15 protein-coding genes and 3 tRNA genes are annotated in these 16204 nt (G+C 69.6%); 10 read left to right on the top strand and 8 right to left on the bottom strand.

The window, feature by feature from the left end; genetic code table 11:
- Positions 1–79 precede the first annotated feature (79 nt).
- Positions 80–499 carry a heme-binding protein gene (locus ABZ664_RS09265; RefSeq protein WP_362505441.1) on the top strand — a complete coding sequence of 140 codons (420 nt, stop codon included), beginning with the start codon at positions 80–82 and terminating at the stop codon, positions 497–499.
- Positions 500–641: 142 nt separating this feature from the next.
- Positions 642–785 (top strand): hypothetical protein, encoded by a 144-nt coding sequence (locus ABZ664_RS09260; RefSeq protein ID WP_350943780.1) that lies wholly within the window; start codon positions 642–644, stop codon positions 783–785.
- Here the strand turns inward: ABZ664_RS09260 and rbsK are convergent.
- The 3 genes from rbsK to ABZ664_RS09245 all read right to left on the bottom strand — a co-directional run bounded on the left by rbsK (position 759) and on the right by ABZ664_RS09245 (position 3618).
- Positions 759–1661, bottom strand: coding sequence for a ribokinase (rbsK, locus tag ABZ664_RS09255; protein ID WP_362505437.1), 903 nt, complete (start codon positions 1659–1661; stop codon positions 759–761). The two genes, ABZ664_RS09260 and rbsK, sit on opposite strands and share 27 nt — an antisense overlap.
- Before the next feature lie 68 nt (positions 1662–1729).
- Complete coding sequence (locus tag ABZ664_RS09250) at positions 1730–2377, bottom strand: response regulator transcription factor (protein ID WP_350943783.1); 648 nt, start codon at positions 2375–2377, stop codon at positions 1730–1732.
- Entirely contained in the window at positions 2368–3618 is a 1251-nt protein-coding gene (locus ABZ664_RS09245; RefSeq protein WP_362505434.1) for a sensor domain-containing protein, read from the bottom strand. Before ABZ664_RS09245 ends, ABZ664_RS09250 begins: the two co-directional genes overlap by 10 nt.
- Positions 3619–3969: 351 nt before the next feature.
- Between ABZ664_RS09245 and ABZ664_RS09240 the strand changes: the two genes are divergently transcribed.
- The 3 genes from ABZ664_RS09240 to ABZ664_RS09230 all read left to right on the top strand — a co-directional run bounded on the left by ABZ664_RS09240 (position 3970) and on the right by ABZ664_RS09230 (position 8582).
- Positions 3970–5331 carry an acyltransferase family protein gene (locus tag ABZ664_RS09240; protein WP_362505431.1) on the top strand — a complete coding sequence of 454 codons (1362 nt, stop codon included), beginning with the start codon at positions 3970–3972 and terminating at the stop codon, positions 5329–5331.
- A gap of 127 nt (positions 5332–5458) precedes the next feature.
- Entirely contained in the window at positions 5459–7951 is a 2493-nt protein-coding gene (locus ABZ664_RS09235; protein WP_362505429.1) for a DUF3516 domain-containing protein, read from the top strand.
- Between the two features lie 112 nt (positions 7952–8063).
- Positions 8064–8582: a DUF2087 domain-containing protein gene (locus tag ABZ664_RS09230; protein WP_362505426.1), complete on the top strand. Its 519-nt coding sequence runs from the start codon at positions 8064–8066 to the stop codon at positions 8580–8582.
- Here ABZ664_RS09230 and ABZ664_RS09225 read toward each other — a convergent pair.
- From ABZ664_RS09225 to dusB, 3 genes are all read right to left on the bottom strand, one after another.
- Complete coding sequence (locus ABZ664_RS09225) at positions 8549–8785, bottom strand: hypothetical protein (protein ID WP_362505423.1); 237 nt, start codon at positions 8783–8785, stop codon at positions 8549–8551. The genes ABZ664_RS09230 and ABZ664_RS09225 overlap by 34 nt on opposite strands.
- Positions 8722–9807 carry a sulfite oxidase gene (locus tag ABZ664_RS09220; protein WP_362505420.1) on the bottom strand — a complete coding sequence of 362 codons (1086 nt, stop codon included), beginning with the start codon at positions 9805–9807 and terminating at the stop codon, positions 8722–8724. Before ABZ664_RS09220 ends, ABZ664_RS09225 begins: the two co-directional genes overlap by 64 nt.
- A 213-nt stretch (positions 9808–10020) precedes the next feature.
- Positions 10021–11142, bottom strand: a complete 1122-nt coding sequence (gene dusB / locus ABZ664_RS09215; RefSeq protein WP_362505417.1) for a tRNA dihydrouridine synthase DusB — start codon at positions 11140–11142, stop codon at positions 10021–10023.
- Positions 11143–11232: 90 nt separating this feature from the next.
- Here dusB and ABZ664_RS09210 point away from each other — a divergent pair, with 90 nt between their 5' ends.
- From ABZ664_RS09210 to ABZ664_RS09195, 4 genes are all read left to right on the top strand, one after another.
- Positions 11233–11895 (top strand): amino acid-binding protein, encoded by a 663-nt coding sequence (locus ABZ664_RS09210; protein WP_362505414.1) that lies wholly within the window; start codon positions 11233–11235, stop codon positions 11893–11895.
- Positions 11896–12101: 206 nt separating this feature from the next.
- Positions 12102–12173 (top strand) — tRNA-Gly (locus tag ABZ664_RS09205).
- 25 nt (positions 12174–12198) lie between these two features.
- A tRNA-Cys gene (locus tag ABZ664_RS09200) sits at positions 12199–12269 on the top strand.
- A gap of 16 nt (positions 12270–12285) precedes the next feature.
- Positions 12286–12360: transfer RNA gene (locus ABZ664_RS09195), tRNA-Val, on the top strand.
- Between the two features lie 107 nt (positions 12361–12467).
- On the opposite strand, the gene ABZ664_RS09190 is transcribed toward ABZ664_RS09195, so the two are convergent.
- Both ABZ664_RS09190 and ABZ664_RS09185 read right to left on the bottom strand, forming a co-directional pair.
- On the bottom strand, positions 12468–13364 hold the full coding sequence (locus tag ABZ664_RS09190) for a methyltransferase domain-containing protein (protein WP_362505411.1): 897 nt from the start codon (positions 13362–13364) through the stop codon (positions 12468–12470).
- A gap of 199 nt (positions 13365–13563) precedes the next feature.
- On the bottom strand, positions 13564–14076 hold the full coding sequence (locus ABZ664_RS09185; RefSeq protein ID WP_362505408.1) for a hypothetical protein: 513 nt from the start codon (positions 14074–14076) through the stop codon (positions 13564–13566).
- A gap of 384 nt (positions 14077–14460) precedes the next feature.
- Here ABZ664_RS09185 and ABZ664_RS09180 point away from each other — a divergent pair, with 384 nt between their 5' ends.
- Entirely contained in the window at positions 14461–16137 is a 1677-nt protein-coding gene (locus ABZ664_RS09180) for a metallophosphoesterase family protein (protein WP_362505406.1), read from the top strand.
- Positions 16138–16204: the final 67 nt, after the last annotated feature.

The raw sequence follows: 16204 nt of genomic DNA, 5'->3' as shown, positions 1-16204 counted from the left end.
CACCAGAACGGCGGCGCACGCGCACCCGGCCGTCCATGCCGACGACCTTCGAGACGGTTTGGCGACGGTGGGGAGACCGGTGAACCTGGAACTCGCGCTGCGCATGTGTGAGGCCGCGGTGAGGCAGGCCGCGCGGGAGGGCGCGCTCATCTCGGTCGCCGTGGTCGACGCGGGCGGGGACCTGGTCGCGTTCCAGCGGATGGACGACGCGCGGATCACCGGATCCGTCCTCGCCCCCGGCAAGGCCTACACCGCGCTCGCCCACCGCATGCCGACCGCCGACCTCGCGCCGCTGGTCCTGCCGGGAGGCGAGTTGTACGGTCTGGCGGGTGATCGGTACGTGTGCTTCGGCGGGGGTGTGCCGCTCGGAGGGGCCGGCGACGGGTACGGGGCGGGCCGGGCGAGCCGGGTGGTGGGCGCGGTCGGCGTGAGTGGCGGCACCGTTGCCCAGGACATCGCCTGCGCCGAGGCCGCCGCAGCCCTCTGGGAAAGCGCATAAACGGATATATCAATAAAAAAGGGACGGCGGAAATCGCCATTCCTGTGAAACAGAAGCGCGGCGTGTTACCTCCGCCGACCGCGGGGCAGTGAGGGCCTACCCCGGACGATGATCGTCTGGGATGACCCTTTGGAGGATTCTCGTGGACGTTCTCGTGCTGCTCGCCCTGGTCTGCTTCCTGGCCGCCACGATCTGGTCCGCCATCAGCCGCTCCTGGCCGATCGCGCTGCTCGCCGCGGGGGCGTTCCTGCTCACGCTGTCAGAGACCTCCCTCATCAGCGGCTAGGCTCCCGTCGATCTCGGCGCGGGTGGGCATAGAGGTGCTGGCACCCGCGCGCTGGACGGACAGGCCCGCGGCCGCGGTGGCGAAGCGGACGGCCCGCTCGACGGGCTGCCGCTCGACACGAGCCGCGGCGAGGGCTCCCACGAAGGTGTCGCCCGCGGCCGTGGTGTCCACCACGGCCACCGTGGGAGCCTCGACGCGCACCACGGGCCCGTCGCCCGAGGCGGTGAGCACGCCGCGCGCCCCCAGGGTGATGATCACCCATCCGACCGAGCCCCTCAGTTTCTCCAGGGCTCGCTCGTGGTCGGCCAGGCCGGTGATCGCCGAGGCCTCGTGCTCGTTCGCCACCAGGATGTCCACGGCCTCCAGCAGCTCCGCGGGGAGCGGCTGGACGGGCGCGGGGGTGAGGACGACGGTGGTCCCGGCCGCGCGGGCGGCCCTGGCGGCCGCGGTGACGGCCTCGATGGGGAGCTCCAACTGCAGAAGCACCATGTCGGAGCGGGAGATGACCTCGATCTCGGCCGCCGAGGGGGCGGTCACGGTCCCGTTGGCGCCGGGGACCACGATGATCGAGTTACCGCCGTCGCCGTCCACCACGATCTGGGCGATGCCGGAGGGGCCGGGGACCGTGCGCAGGTGGGTCGCGTCGACCCCCGCCTCGGTGAGCGTACGCCGCATCTCGGTCCCGAAGGCGTCGTCGCCGACCGCACCGAGAAAGGCGACCCCGGCTCCCGCCCGCGCGGCGGCGACGGCCTGGTTGGCGCCCTTGCCGCCGGGCACCGTGCGGAAGGCGCGGCCGGTCACGGTCTCACCGAGCGCGGGGGCGACGTCGACGTAGGCCACGAGATCCATGTTGGCACTGCCGAAGACCGAGATCACTGTTCCTCCTCGCGGTCGGAAGCGCGGGTGTGCGGGCGGGTGTGAGGGCGGCGGTACGGGAACACGGGTCAGGAACGCAGGTAGGCCAGGACCGCGAGGACACGGCGGTGCTGGTCGCCGTCCTCGGCGTACAGGCCGAGCTTCGCGAAGATGCTGCGGATGTGCTTCTCCACGGCCCCGTCGCTGACCACCAACTGACGGCCGATGGCCGGGTTGGACCTGCCCTCGGCCATCAGGCCGAGCACCTCGCGCTCTCGCGGGGTGAGCTGGGCGAGGGGATCGTCGCGGCGGCGTCGCACCATCAGCTGTGCCACCACCTGGGGGTCGAAGACCGTACCTCCGGCCGCGACCGTGCGCAGCCCTCCCATGAAGTCGTCCACGTCCACGACGCGGTCCTTGAGCAGGTATCCCACCGCGCCCCTGGCGTCGGCGAGCAGATCGTCGGCATAGGACACCTCCACATACTGGGACAGGATCAGCACCGGCGCGCCGGGAACCCTCCGGCGCGCCTCCACCGCCGCCCGCAGCCCCTCGTCGGTGAAGCCGGGCGGCATTCGTACGTCCACCACCGAGACGTCGGGCCGGTGCTCCGCGACGGCCTCCACCAGCCGGTCGCCGTCACCCACCGCCGCGACCACCTGGCAGCCGAACTCCTCCAGGAGCCTGATCAGGCCTTCCCTGATGAGCACCGCGTCATCGGCCACAACTACCCGCACGGAACCTCCGCCACTATGACCGTCGGCCCTCCGACGGGTGAGTCGACCGCCAGCTCGCCGTCCACCGCCTTCAGGCGGTCCCCGAGCCCCGACAGGCCATGTCCCTTGGCGACATGGGCGCCGCCGACCCCATCATCCCCGATTGTCAGCATGAGGAAGTCCCCCGTCCTGCTCAGCGTCACGGTACAGATCGTGGCCTGGCTGTGCTTGGCGACGTTGGTGAGGGACTCGGCGACGACGAAGTAGACGGTGTTCTCCACGGCCGCGGGGAAGCGCCCCACCACCTGGACGTCCAGCTCGACGGGGACGGTGCAACGGCCGGCGAGCGCGGCGAGCGCCGGGGCCAGGCCGCGGTCGCTGAGGATCGGCGGGGCGATACCGCGCGAGAGGGCGCGTAGCTCGTCCAGGGTGTCGCGGGTGGAGGTGATGGCCTCGCCGAGCATCCGTTCGACGGCCCCCGGGTCGCGCTTGAGCTGGCGCTGGGCCCGCGACAGGTCCATCGCCAGGGAGACCAGGCGCTGCTGAGGTCCGTCGTGGATGTCACGCTCCAGCCGGCGCAGCGCGTTGGCCTCGGCCGACACCGCGGCGGCCCGGCCCTCGGCCAGGTCGTCGATGCGCTCGTGCAGCTCGGCCACCCCGGTCAGCATCGCCCTGCCGAGTCCGGCCTGGACGAGCGCGGCGCCCCGCACGATCGCCGGGAGGGTGAGGGCGAAGAGCACGCCGATGGTCGTGTTGATGATCACATCGACCCACAGGCTGTCACCCAGGCCGAGGAGCCTGCCGAGTCCTCCGTCGTTGCCGGGGATGGCGTAGATGATCCACCCGTAGAGCGGGTAGGTGAGACCGACGATCGTCCCGACCCACCAGACCGTCGCCAGCACGAAGGTGACGATGGAGATCGGGAAGACCACGACGCCGTAGAGCAGGTCGAGCCACGACTGGCCGTTGGTGAGCGGGTTGATCATCCTGCGGAACCATCCGGCGCCCTCCGGGGCGGGCAGATATCTCGGCCGCGCCACGGGACGGCCGAGCACCTCGGGCAGCCAGCGCCGCTCGACGTCGGCGAAGCCCCTGGCCACCAGGAGGGTCGTCGCGAGGATGGGCAGCCCCACGAACACGACGGTCGTGCCGCTCCCCGCGGCGAAGCCGGCCACCATCAGGACGAACCAGATGGCGGAAAGCGGGAAACCCACGATCAGATAGCGGGTGTCGGTGCCGATGCGGCCGAGGAGGGTTCTCATGGCGCCAACGCTACGAGGGCCGGCCCCGTCGATCGACCCTGTGTGCCCGCGTACCGGGGTAGGGCCAGCACTACCCGGGACGGTGGGGAGATCGGGCGAGAAGACTGCTGCGGGCGTCACTGTGCCGCCGGGCTCCTGGCGGGAGGCTTTTCACATCGTCACACCTGCGATTTTCGTCCTCCTTCCCGGAGATCGCCCTCCCTGAGAATCGAGATCCCCTTGACCGCCGTGATCCCTGTTTCGGCAGCGCCTCCCGCAGCGCCTTCGTCGGTGACTCCGACAGCGCCGCGACCCGTGACCGCGGCGGCGACCGCACTGTCGGCTCCCGCGGATTCGGTGGCGACTCCGCCCGTGACAGCCGTCCCGCTCCCCCGTACGGCGCCTCGCCCGGCCTCCGCGCGCGCCGCGCGCGATCCGTTCGTCGACGTGCTCCGCGTGTTCGGCATGGTCCTGGTGGTGCTCCAGCACTGGAGCATGCCGCTGCTCTCCTTCGCCGACGGCCGGATCTCCACCGGTAACGCGCTGGCCGCGGGGAACGGATGGATGATCACGTGGTTCAGCCAGGTGATGCCGCTGGTGTTCTTCGCGGGGGGCGCGGCCAACGCGATCAGCCGCCGGAGCGCGGCGAGGCGCGGCGAGGCGACCCCCGCGTGGCTCGCGGGGCGCCTGCGCCGCCTGGCCTGGCCGGTGGTCCCGCTGGCGGCGGTCTGGCTGCCGTTGCCCCACCTGCTCCTCGCGCTCGGCGTTCCCGAGCAGCCGGTCATGACGGCCTCACGACTGGCCGGGCAGCTGCTCTGGTTCCTCGCGATCTATCTCGTCGCGGTGGCGGCGACGACGCCGATGCTCAGGCTCAACATGGTGTACGGCTGGCGGGTGCCGGTCGCGCTGGCGGCGGGGGCCGTGGCAGTGGACGTCCTGCGCTTCACCAGCGGCCTGGACATCGCCGGTTTCCCCAACATCGTGCTGGTCTGGCTGGCGGTGCACCAGCTCGGCTTCCTCTATGTCGACGGCCGGCTGGGCCGCCCCTGGGTCCTGGCCCTGGCCGGGTACGGTCTGGGCGCGGCGCTCACGGCCTTCGGCCCCTACCCGCTCAGCATGATCGGTATGCCGGGGGCCTCCGTCTCCAACATGGCACCCCCCACGGTCGCGCTGCTCTCGGTCGGGGTGGGCCAGATCGGGCTCGCGCTGGCGCTGCGCCGATGGATCGTCTCCTTCGCGGAGTGGCCGGGGGTCTCGCGGGCTCTGGACTGGGCCGGCTGCCGGATGATGACCCTCTACCTGTGGCACATGAGCGCGCTGTTCGTCATCGTCTCGGTGGTCGTCGTGGGTCTGGGCATCTCCACCCCCAAGCCGGGCACCCCGGCCTGGCTGTCCGGCTGGCCCCACTGGTTGCTCATGCTCGCCCTGGCGATGTGGCCGCTGCTTCGGGGGTTCGCCAGGTTCGAGACGCCTCCCGCGACGGGGCCGTACACCGGCGGGCCGGTCAGGATCCTGCTGGCCACCGTGCTGGTGGGGCTGGGGCTGCTCACGTTCACGGTGACCGGCTTCGTCCCGGGGACGGTGCCCCTGCTCGGGGCGGGCGCGATCGTGGCGGGCCTGGCGCTCACCGGCTCCTCCCGCCGCACCTCCCCACCTCGCCGGACCTTCCCGTCTCGCGGGCACCGGGGCGTACCGAGCGTGCCGGGCCAACGAGCCAACGGCGTGGTCGTCTAATTTGATCAGCATTCCTGCCGGAAAAAGCAGCCATAACTACACAAAGTTACGCACTTTACCTGGAATGTAAGGTGATCCGCGACCGCCTCCGGTCCGACCACCTCAAGTTCTTCGGCAGTATTGAACCGTGAGCCTTGTAGACCGCCTGCCAGAAGAGATCGACGCCGACCCCGACACCATCTTCGACGCCTTCGTCGAATGGAACTCCGAGCGAGGGCTGACCCTCTACCCGGCGCAGGAGGAGGCTCTTATCGAGGTGGTGTCGGGAAACAACCTGATCCTGGCCACCCCGACCGGCTCGGGCAAGAGCCTGGTCGCCGCCGGAGCCCATTTCACCGCGCTCACCAGGGACGTGCGCACCTTCTACACCGCGCCGATCAAGGCGCTGGTGTCGGAGAAGTTCTTCGACCTGTGCGCGGTGTTCGGCACCGAGAACGTCGGGATGATGACCGGCGACGCGAGCGTGAACCCCGGAGCGCCGATCATCTGCTGCACCGCGGAGATCCTCGCCAACGTCGCGCTGCGCGACGGCGCCGCGGCCGACATCGGCCAGGTGGTGATGGACGAGTTCCACTTCTACTCCGAGCCCGACCGCGGCTGGGCCTGGCAGGTACCGCTCCTGGAGCTGCCGAACGTCCAGTTCATTCTGATGTCGGCGACCCTGGGAGACGTCACCAGGTTCGAGGAGGACCTGACCCGGCGCACCGGCAGGCCCACCGCGGTGGTGAAGAACGCCGAGCGCCCGGTCCCGCTCGTCTACTCCTACCGGCTCACCCCTCTCCACGAGACGCTGGAGGAGATGCTCACCACCAACCAGTACCCCGTCTACGTCGTCCACTTCACCCAGGCCGCGGCCATGGAGCGGGCGCAGGCGCTGATGAGCATCAACATGTCGACCAAGGCCGAGAAGGAGGCGATCGCCTCCATGATCGGCCACTTCCGGTTCACCACCCGGTTCGGCAAGGCGCTCTCCCGGCTGGTGCGGCACGGCATCGGCGTGCACCACGCCGGGATGCTCCCGAAGTACCGCCGCCTGGTGGAACGCCTCGCCCAGGCGGGCCTGCTCAAGGTCATCTGCGGCACCGACACGCTCGGCGTCGGCGTCAACGTCCCGATCAGGACCGTCCTGTTCACCGCGCTGTCGAAGTACGACGGCAACAAGGTGCGGCGGCTGCGCGCCCGCGAGTTCCACCAGATCGCCGGGCGGGCCGGGCGGGCCGGATTCGACACCATCGGCTACGTCGTCTGCCAGGCCCCCGACCACGTCGTGGAGAACGAGAAGGCCCTGGCCAAGATCGGCGACGATCCCAAACGGCGGCGCGGTTTCGCCCGCAAGAAGCCCCCGGAGGGCTTCGTCGGCTGGAGTGAGGAGACCTTCGAGAAGTTGCAGGCCGCCGAGCCCGAGCCGCTGAACTCCCGGTTCAAGGTCAGCAACGCCATGCTCCTCGCGGTGATCAACCGTCCGGGCGACTGCTACGCGGCCATGCGCCACCTGCTCACCGACAACCACGAGGACCGCAAGTGGCAGCGGCGGCACATCAGCCAGGCCATCGCGATCTACCGGTCGCTGCTGGCCGGAGGCGTGGTGGAGAAGCTGAGCGAGCCCGACGAGCACGGCCGGATGGCCCGCCTCACCGTCGACCTGCAGGAGGACTTCGCGCTGAACCAGGCGCTGTCCACCTTCGCGCTCGCCACCCTGGAACTCCTCGACATGGAGTCGCCGAACTACGCCCTGGACATGGTCTCGATCATCGAGTCCATCCTCGACGATCCCCGCCAGATCCTGTCCGCGCAGCTCAACAAGGCGCGCGGCGAGGCGGTGGCACTGATGAAGGCCGACGGCATCGAGTACGAGGAGCGGATGGAGCTCCTGGCCGAGGTCACCTATCCGATGCCGCTCGCCGACCTGCTGCTGGGCGCGTACGAGACCTACCGGCGCGGCCACCCCTGGGTGGGCGACTACACGGTGAGCCCCAAGGGCGTCGTCCGCGACATGTACGAGCGGGCGATGACCTTCGCCGACTACGTGCAGTTCTACGAGCTGACCCGCTCGGAGGGCACCGTACTGCGCTATCTCGCCGACGCCTACCGCACCCTGTCGCGGACCATCCCCGAACACCTCAAGACCGAGGACCTGGTCGACCTCATCGAGTGGCTCGGCGAGCTGGTCCGCCAGGTCGACTCCAGCCTTCTGGACGAGTGGGAGCAGCTGCAGAACCCGACCGGGGAGCTGGAGGCGCCCTCGCTGGAGGAGAGCACCAAGCCCGTCACCGCCAACACCCGCGCGTTCCGCGTGCTGGTCCGCAACGCGATGTTCCGCCTGATTGAGCTCGCCGCCCTGGAGAACGAGCAGGAGCTGGAGCAGCTGGCACCCGACGTCGACTGGGGCGCCGCGCTCGACGCCTACTACGACGACCACGAGGAGATCGGCACCGGCCCGGACGCCCGCGGCCCCGGCCTGCTCCGCATCGAGGAGGAGAAGGAGTTCTGGCGCGTCCGCCAGGTCATCTCCGACCCCGCGGGCGACGGCGACTGGGGCATCGACGCACAGGTGGACCTCGCCGCCTCCGACGAGGAGGGCCGCGCGGTGGTCCACGTCATCGGCCTGAACCGCCTCTGAACCGCCTCTGAACCGTCCTCGCCACGTCCCTGCCGGCGCCGGCAGGGGCGCTCAGCGTAGGAGACCGCCCGTGCGCGCAGAAATATCAGGCGGGACCGACAAGAATGACCGGATGAGCGACGAAGCGATCAGGCAGGTGCTGGGCCTGCTGTACCAGGAAGACACGTTGAGGGTGCTGGCCGCCCTGGTGCTGGGCGGCAAGCCGGAGGAGGAGTCCGGGCTCGACAGGGAGGCGGTCAGGCGCGCGCTGGACCGCCTGGAACGCGGCGGGCTGGCCGTACGGGGAGAGGGCGGCGAGTGGGAGGTGCGGCGCGAGCGCTTCCGTGAGCTGCTGCACGCCACAGCGAGACCCGCCACCCCGGCCTCCCCCGAGGAGAGGGTTCTGCAGTCCTTCCTCGTCGAGGGACGACTGCGGGCGATCCCCACCAAGCGCGACAAGCAACTGGTCGTGCTCGACTACGTGGTCCAGGTCTTCGAGCCGGGAGTCCGCTACCCGGAGAAGGAGGTCAACGTCGCGCTGCGCGCCTTCCACGACGACTACGCGGCCCTGCGCCGCTACCTGGTCGACGAGGGCATGCTCAGCAGGGAGAGCAACGTCTACTGGCGCAGCGGCGGCTCCGTCGAGGCTTGAAGTCGGGCGGTCAGCGTCCGGATGTGGTCGATCAGCTCTGGCGGCTCCCGTACGGTGAAGTCCAGGCCGAGCTGCCCGATGGTGAGCGCCAGCCACTCCAGCGAGTCGCCGCCGGTGCGCAGGCGGTCGATGCGCGCCCTCAGGGGGCGCAGGTGACGCGGGCGCGAGACCAGGAGGTGTTGGCGTACCCCTTGGGATTCCACACGTGCCGGGGCGATTCCGGCTGGGTGGCACCGGCGCTGTCCCACGCGCGGGCGACGATCACGGTCTCGCCCTCCCCCAGTTCGACGGTGGTGTGCCAGTGCCGCCACGCCCAGGGGCCCACCTGCTCGCCGAGGTCGGCCTGCATCCAGGTGTCGCCCCCGTCGAGGGAGACGTCGACGCGGGCGACGGTACGGCCGTCCCCGGCGTAGGCGTAACCGGTGATCCGGGTGAGGCCCGGCCACGTGCGGGCGCCGTCGCCGGGGCTCAGGATCGCGGTGTTGAGGACGACTGGTCCCAGGGAGATGCCGTCACCGGGCCCCGCCTTGGCGGGGTCGGCCTCGGGGGGCAGGAGACGGTAGGCGGTGGCCTGGAAGTAGTTGTCAGAGGGCTCCTCCCGCGCGGTGACGCGCTGAAGCCATTTGACGCTGCGGGCGCCGATCCAGCCGGGGACCACGACGCGGAGCGGGGCGCCGTGTGCCCGGGGCAGCGGCCGGTCGTTCATGGCCCAGGCCAGCAGGACGTCCCCGCCGACGGCCTTGGCCACGGGGATGGAGGCACCGTAGGGCTGGGGTGGATCGGCGAGTTCGGAGACATCGGGGGCGGCGAAGGCGATGTGCGCGGCCCCGGGAAACAGCCCGGCGCGGGCGAGGACCTCGGCCAGGCCGACACCGCTCCAACGCGCGGTCGAGGTGGCTCCGGGCCCCCACGGATCCTCACCGGGAATGTCGCGGACCTCGACCAGACCGGCACGGCGGTTGCCCGCGCACTGCAGGGTCGCCACCAGCGTGACCTCGGAGAACTCGGAACGCAGCTCCTCCAGCGACAGCGTCAGCGGGCACTCGACCAGGCCGTCCACCCTCAGGCGCCAGGATGTCGGATCCAGGTCGGGGACGGGACCGTGGTTGCGGCTGTAGAAGGTGTCGAGCGGGGTGAGGATGTGATCGGCCAGGGCGCCCGGCGGAGCCTCGGCGTTGTACGGCTCGCTCCCGTGGACCACCATGTCGTCTCTCTTGCCCCACATGTTCACATGACTCGGAATACCCGGGAACGGGGGCACGACACGGCTTCGGGCCGAGACGGGAGGCGGCTGTGGGCCTCCCGGTGCCCCGCGTGGCGCGCGGCACCGGGAGCAGGCGCGATGGGCGGTGGCGGGGGCGCCGATTGGCCGTCCCGTACGGAGTCCGGCGGCCACCCGGCCCGGTGGCCCGGCGCTCCGAGCGCCGCCCCGGCGCCGTCAGCCGCCCGAGGTGTCGCTCTCGGCGTCGGCGCTGGGAACCGCGAGATCATAGGGATCGTCCAGCCACCCGGCGGGCAGGTGGACGCGGTCGCGCGGGTTGGTCTTGCCCCGGGGGGTGTCCACGCCGTCGGGCCACGGCTGGGCGGCGTCGAGTTCGGCGAGACCCTCGCGCAGGTCCGACAGGCTCTCCGAGGTGGCCAGGCGGCGGCGGAGGGCGGCACCGACGGTGAAGCCCTTGAGATACCAGCCGACGTGCTTGCGGAAGTCGACCACCGCGTGCCGCTCGCTCTCGAAGCACTCGGCCATCAGGGTCGCGTGCCGGTCCATCGTCGCGGCGACCTCGCCCAGCAGGGGCCTGCGCCGCTCCTCGCCGCCCTCGCACATGGTCGCCAGGTCCGCGAACAGCCACGGGCGCCCCAGGCAGCCCCGGCCCACGACGACGCCGTCGCACCCGGTCTCGTCCATCATGCGGCGCGCGTCGGCGGCGCTCCAGATGTCGCCGTTTCCGAGCACGGGGATCTCCGTCACGCTCTCCTTGAGCCGCGCGATCGCCTCCCAGTCGGCGGTGCCGCCGTAGTGCTGGATCGCGGTGCGGCCGTGCAGCGCGATCGCGGAGACGCCCTCCTCGACGGCGATCCGCCCGGCGTCCAGGTAGGTCAGGTGGTCGTCGTCGATGCCCTTGCGCATCTTCACGGTCACCGGCAGCGTCCCCGCGTTGCCCACGGCCTCGCGCAGGATCGACCGGAACAGGTTCCGCTTGTACGGCAGCGCGGAGCCACCGCCCTTGCGGGTCACCTTGGGCACCGGGCAGCCGAAGTTGAGGTCGACGTGATCGGCCAGGTCCTCCTGCGCGATCATGCGGACGGCCCTGCCGACGGTCACCGGGTCGATCCCGTACAGCTGGAGGCTGCGGGGGCTCTCCTCGGGCTCGAACCGGATCATCTTCAGGGTCTTGGGGTTGCGCTCCACCAGTGCCCGCGTCGTGATCATCTCGCAGACGAACAACCCGCCGCCCTGCTCCCGGCAAAGGGTACGGAAGGGCGCGTTGGTGATCCCGGCCATCGGGGCGAGGACGACCGGCGGCCACACCTCCAGCGATCCCAGCTTCAACGACTCCACCTGGCTTTTCTACCGCACCGCGACGAGCAGGACGAATCATCGCTGGGTATTCTGTTCCTGCGTGGATCGACGTGACATGGGAGGCCGCGGATGCTGCTGCGACTGCGGATCGCGCTGCCCGACCAGCCGGGCTCGTTGGGGAAGGTGACCCGTGTCCTCGGTGTCGCGGGCGCCGACATCACCCAGGTGGTCGTCCTCGACCGGGGCGAGGGCCAGGCGCTGGACGACATCACCGTCTACTGGCCCGACTCAGCCTCCAGGGAGAGCCTGGTCGAGGGGCTGGAGAGCGTCCCTGGGGTGAGGATCGAGGGCATCTGGGGCACGCGAGAGGCGCCGGGGACCTATCCGGAGCTGGAGATCCTCAAATACATCACCACCGCGGGCGACCGCGCCCTCGCCACCCTGATCGACTCCATGCCCGTGCTGTTCAGCGCCGACTGGGCGGCCGCGGCGACCGAGAAGAGCCCGCGCACGGTCGTCCACTCCAGCTGGCGCGCCCCCGAGCAGGTGCCCTTCCCCGACGAGACCCCCGTCCGCCCGACGGCCTTCACCCTCGACTCCGGCCTGCACGTGATCGCCGCCCCGCTGCCCCCTCTCGCCCTCACCTTCCTGCTGGCCCGCACCGACGGTCCCGCCTTCCACCGCATAGAGGTGCACCGCCTCACCCGCATCCTGGAGATCTTCCTCACCCTGCCCGCCGTGGAGCGCGTGGTCACGCGCCAGCTGCGCCGCCCGGCCGAGCAGGACGGCTGAGCAGGACGGCTGAACGAGAGGGCCGAACGCCCGGCCTGGATCCGCACCGTGTGGGAGCCCGCGGACGGGTGCCGCCGCACGGGTGCCGGCGGGCGGATTCACGCGACGGCCACGGGGTCGGCGGCTGAACGCGCGGTTACACAACCGCCGGGAAAACCCGCTAGAGTTCTCTCGTCGCCACCGGGTACGAAACCCGGAGGAAACACGCGGAAGTGGCTCAGTGGTAGAGCATCACCTTGCCAAGGTGAGGGTCGCGGGTTCGAATCCCGTCTTCCGCTCGAAGGGTCTTCGGGCTCTCACTCCGGTGGAGTGGCCGAGAGGCGAGGCAACGGCCTGCAAAGCCGTCTACACGGGTTCAAATCCCGTCTCCACCTCTGGTCCTTCCCATGCGGACGATTAGCTCAGCGGGAGAGCGCTTCCCTGACACGGAAGAGGTCACAGGTTCAATCCCTGTATCGTCCACCATCGCCCATGGTATCCATGGGCCGATCACATCAAACGGCCGCCAAAGTCCCAATTTGGGGGCCTTGGCGGCCTTCTGCCTTTCGGGCCGATATCCGGTGTTTCGGCTCTCACACCGGCTTCTCGGCGACGACGATGACGTAGTCCAAGCCGGCGAACTTCTGCCGCATACGCGTGTCGTCGGTCAGCTCGCGATGCAACCAGCGGCGGTAGACCCAGGTGACCTTCTGCTGAAATGCCTGGTCGTCCAGCTTCTGTTCCGCCCATTTGCACCACGGTTCGTACACGTGGTCACGAATGGAGGTCAACTGGACATGGGCGAACCCGGCGGCCCGGAGGCGGGCGACATACTCGTTGCCGTCGTACAGGTTTTCCTCGGGGACCGAAGTGGAGAAAAGCTCTCGGCGGCCGCCGTTGTCGACACTCAACGGCACGACGTCCGCCGTCGCGAGCACCCCGCCGGGTCGAAGGATGTGGTGAGCCTGGCGGAAGAATTCGTCCCTGGTCCGGAAATGCAGGGCCGACTCCAGGGCGACCACTCGGTCGAAGCTGCCGGGCTCGAACGTCATCGCGGTCGCCGACCCCTCCTGGAAGATCAGCCGATCGTCCAGACCGCGGGCGCGGGCCTTCTCCTGAGCGATCCGCACATGCGTCGGCGTTACGTTCAATCCAACGATCTTCGCTGGATTGTGCCGTTCCAACCACATGAAGTCCTGGTCGCCGTATCCGAATCCGGCATCAAGAATGCGATCGCCCTCCCGAAAGCCCGCGGCGTCCCCCAACTTCTTCGCCAGCGCCTCGCACGCGTCGTCGAGCGTGTCGGCCCCATCGCGCCAGTAACCGAAATTGAGGTACGAGCTGTGCTCGTTCAGGGCGGTCCAGGTGCTCGGCGGAAAGATCTCGTAGGCACGTTTGGCACGGGTCTCCGGCGACGACATGCTGAGCCTGATACTTCGGCTAACGGCGAGCACGTCATCCCAGAGTGAGATCCGCTGCGGGGTGGTCATAGGGGACCTCCTGGGTGTGCTCATGCTTCAGGTACGACAGGGCGACAGCCTTGATACTGGGTACACCGGCGCTAAGGATTTCCACAGATATCGAGTTGCCCCGCATATCGGTGGGCTGGTTACCGGCCTTTGTCGGGCGGTGCGGCCGAGGCCGGGAAAATTCGCGGTGAGCCGGTGAGCCCCACGGACGACCGCTCGGTCACCAACTCGCCATGGGGAGCGCCGAGCCGTCCATCGGGCCTTGCGGACTGTAGACAACGCACATGACGTCGCGGTCGCCGTCGGCCCAGGTCTTCCTGGTCGGCATGACCGGGTAGAAGTCCAGGCCCGAGGCCGAAGCGCCGCTCCAGTTGCTGTCGAACCCCCGTCCGCAGCTCTCCTTGGCGAACACGGTCAGCGCGGCCGGGTCCCATTCACCGTCGGGGGCGTGCACGAAGCCGTACGACTGGTTGGCCGCCCGCTCCTTGCAGGGTGTGTAGAGGACGATGACCTCGGCCGCCTCCGGAGAGTAGGCCGGGTCGGTGAAACACTCCCCCGCCTCGATGTGCAGAAGCCCGCCGGTCTCCGCGGTGACGAAGGTCTCGTCCTTGATCGTCGGCCCCGCCGAACCCGCCGTGGACGACGGCAGGAAGAGCGCGCCGAGCACCACGAGGCCGGGGAGCAATGTCCGGCGGGCTGACCGCCGGTCACCCGCCTGCCGGGGGCCGATCATCGAACACCTCTCGTTCGGGAACGTCGGTCTCGCCCCCTTTCGGGAGGAAACGCGGCACGACGCCGCGTACCGGACCCGTCGAAACCCCGGGCGAGGCCACATGCCGTGTGACGCGGGTCGTGAAGCGTGCGCACACGTTCCGCCTCCGTCAGAGCCCGCTCGCCCGAGGTTAGGGGTGTTCCAGCGAACGCGAGGACAACGGAAGGCGTCGAGCGCACGACCTTCTGGCGACATCAATGGGGCTTTTGGTGCCAGAGATACAGAAGAGGAGGTATTCATCCTTATGTAACGCTCCATATGGGCTTTTGTCCTTCTTTTTTGGATCAATGTCGACGTCCACCGCACTCCCTCGGTGGAATGCGATCCCTCCCTGGAGAAGAGCTCATGATGGGCGAAGCCAAACTGCCCCGATCCGCCGGATCCCGGCGTACCAGGCTGACGGCGGTGAGCGCGGGCGTGCTGATCGCCGGCGGCCTCGCGTTCAGCCCGGTGGCGTTCGGCGCGGCCGCGCCGCCGAAGTACCCCGCCGCCGATATCCACAAGCCCTCCCCCATGCCCGACCGGGTCATCCTCACCCCGACCACCACGCCGGCGGCCAGCCAGAAGGTCACCTGGCGGGCCGTGACCGACGCCGAGTCGGCTCAGGCCCAGATCCTCGAGGCCCCGCGCGCGCTCGGCGACGTCGCGCCGTCCGCGGGCGCGGTCACCACCGTCAAGGCGCTCAGCACCACCCCGGTCAACACCACGCTGGGGTACGCCTCCGTCTACCACACCGTCGAGTTCACCGGCCTGAAGCCGAACACCCGCTACAGCTACCGGGTCGGCGACGGCATCAACTGGAACGAGTGGAGCGACTTCACCACCGCGGCGGCCGACCTCCAGCCGTTCTCGTTCATCTACTACGGCGACGCGCAGAACTACATCGACTCCGCGGTGCCGCGCGTCTTCCGCCAGGCGTTCGCCGACCGCCCGCAGGCGAAGGTGATCGTCAACGCCGGTGACCTCATCGACAACGCCAACAACGAGGAGCAGTGGGGCCAGTGGTACAAGGCCGCCGGCTTCATCGACAGCCAGGTCAACAACATCTCGATCCCCGGAAACCACGAGTACAGCGGCGGCCTGTCCACCTTCTGGCGTCCGCAGTTCCCCTATCCGGACAACGGACCGGGTAACCCGGAGCTGAAGCAGACCGCCTACACCGTCGACTACCAGGGCGTGCGCTTCATCGGCCTGGACACCAACGTGCAGAGCAACGCCACCCTGATGGCCGCGCAGACCACCTGGCTGGAGGGTCTGCTCAAGGACAACCCGAACAAGTGGACCGTGGTGACCTTCCACCACCCCGTCTACTCCACCACCGGCACCCGCAACAACCCCGCCGTACGCGGCCAGTGGGGCCCGCTGTTCGAGAAGTACGGCGTGGACCTGGTCCTCCAGGGCCACGACCACTCCTACGGCCGAGGCAACGTGGCGACCGCCCGCAAGTCCGTCACCGTCAACAACGGTGTCGCCTACGTCGTTTCCGTCTCCGGCGGCAAGATGTACGCACTCAACAACGGCGAGAACTGGACCGGCAACGGCGCCGAGGTCGTCAGCAAGAGCCAGAACACCCAGCTCTACCAGCTGATCGACATCGAGGCCGACAAGATCACGTTCGAGGCCCGTTACGCCAACGGCGAGCACCACGACGGCTTCGTCGTCCGGAAGAACGCCAAGGGCGAGCGCACCGTCAACGAGGTCCGCACCGCGGAGAACACCGTCGGCGAGCAGGTCGTCGTCGACAAGACCGCCGTCGAGCACCGCGGCGAGCTCACGATCTCCGCGTACGGCTACGACCCCGCCGAGCAGGTGTCCGTCGTCATGAGGAAGGCCGGCGACGACGAGCGCGGAAAGGGGAACGACACCGTCTCCGTCGGCACGCGGGAGGCCGATGAGCTGGGCCGTCTCACCCACACCTTCAAGGTGCCGAGCAGGCTGAAGAAGGGCGAGACCTACGTGGTCCACCTGGACAGCGCGAACCAGAAGATCACCAGCCCGGCCGTCACGGTCACCAAGAAGTAGCCCCTCCCGGGGACGGGGCCGCCGTCACGGCGGCCCCGTCCCTCGGGCGTACCGGAGCCCCGTCGGA

Source organism: Streptosporangium sp. NPDC006930, from assembly GCF_040635605.1.
Taxonomy (GTDB): domain Bacteria; phylum Actinomycetota; class Actinomycetes; order Streptosporangiales; family Streptosporangiaceae; genus Streptosporangium.
The sequence above is the reverse complement of the archived record's forward strand: the minus strand, read 5'-3'. Positions and strand labels throughout refer to the sequence as shown.

Excerpts from the sequence above, each read along its gene's own strand:
- ABZ664_RS09185 (WP_362505408.1), bottom strand. The coding sequence starts at position 14,076 with ATGATCGGCCCCCGGCAGGCGGGTGACCGGCGGTCAGCCCGCCGGACA.
- ABZ664_RS09180 (WP_362505406.1), top strand. The coding sequence starts at position 14,461 with ATGATGGGCGAAGCCAAACTGCCCCGATCCGCCGGATCCCGGCGTACC.
- ABZ664_RS09220 (WP_362505420.1), bottom strand. The coding sequence starts at position 9,807 with ATGTGGGGCAAGAGAGACGACATGGTGGTCCACGGGAGCGAGCCGTAC.
- ABZ664_RS09245 (WP_362505434.1), bottom strand. The coding sequence starts at position 3,618 with ATGAGAACCCTCCTCGGCCGCATCGGCACCGACACCCGCTATCTGATC.
- ABZ664_RS09210 (WP_362505414.1), top strand. The coding sequence starts at position 11,233 with ATGCTGCTGCGACTGCGGATCGCGCTGCCCGACCAGCCGGGCTCGTTG.
- ABZ664_RS09190 (WP_362505411.1), bottom strand. The coding sequence starts at position 13,364 with ATGACCACCCCGCAGCGGATCTCACTCTGGGATGACGTGCTCGCCGTT.
- ABZ664_RS09230 (WP_362505426.1), top strand. The coding sequence starts at position 8,064 with ATGAGCGACGAAGCGATCAGGCAGGTGCTGGGCCTGCTGTACCAGGAA.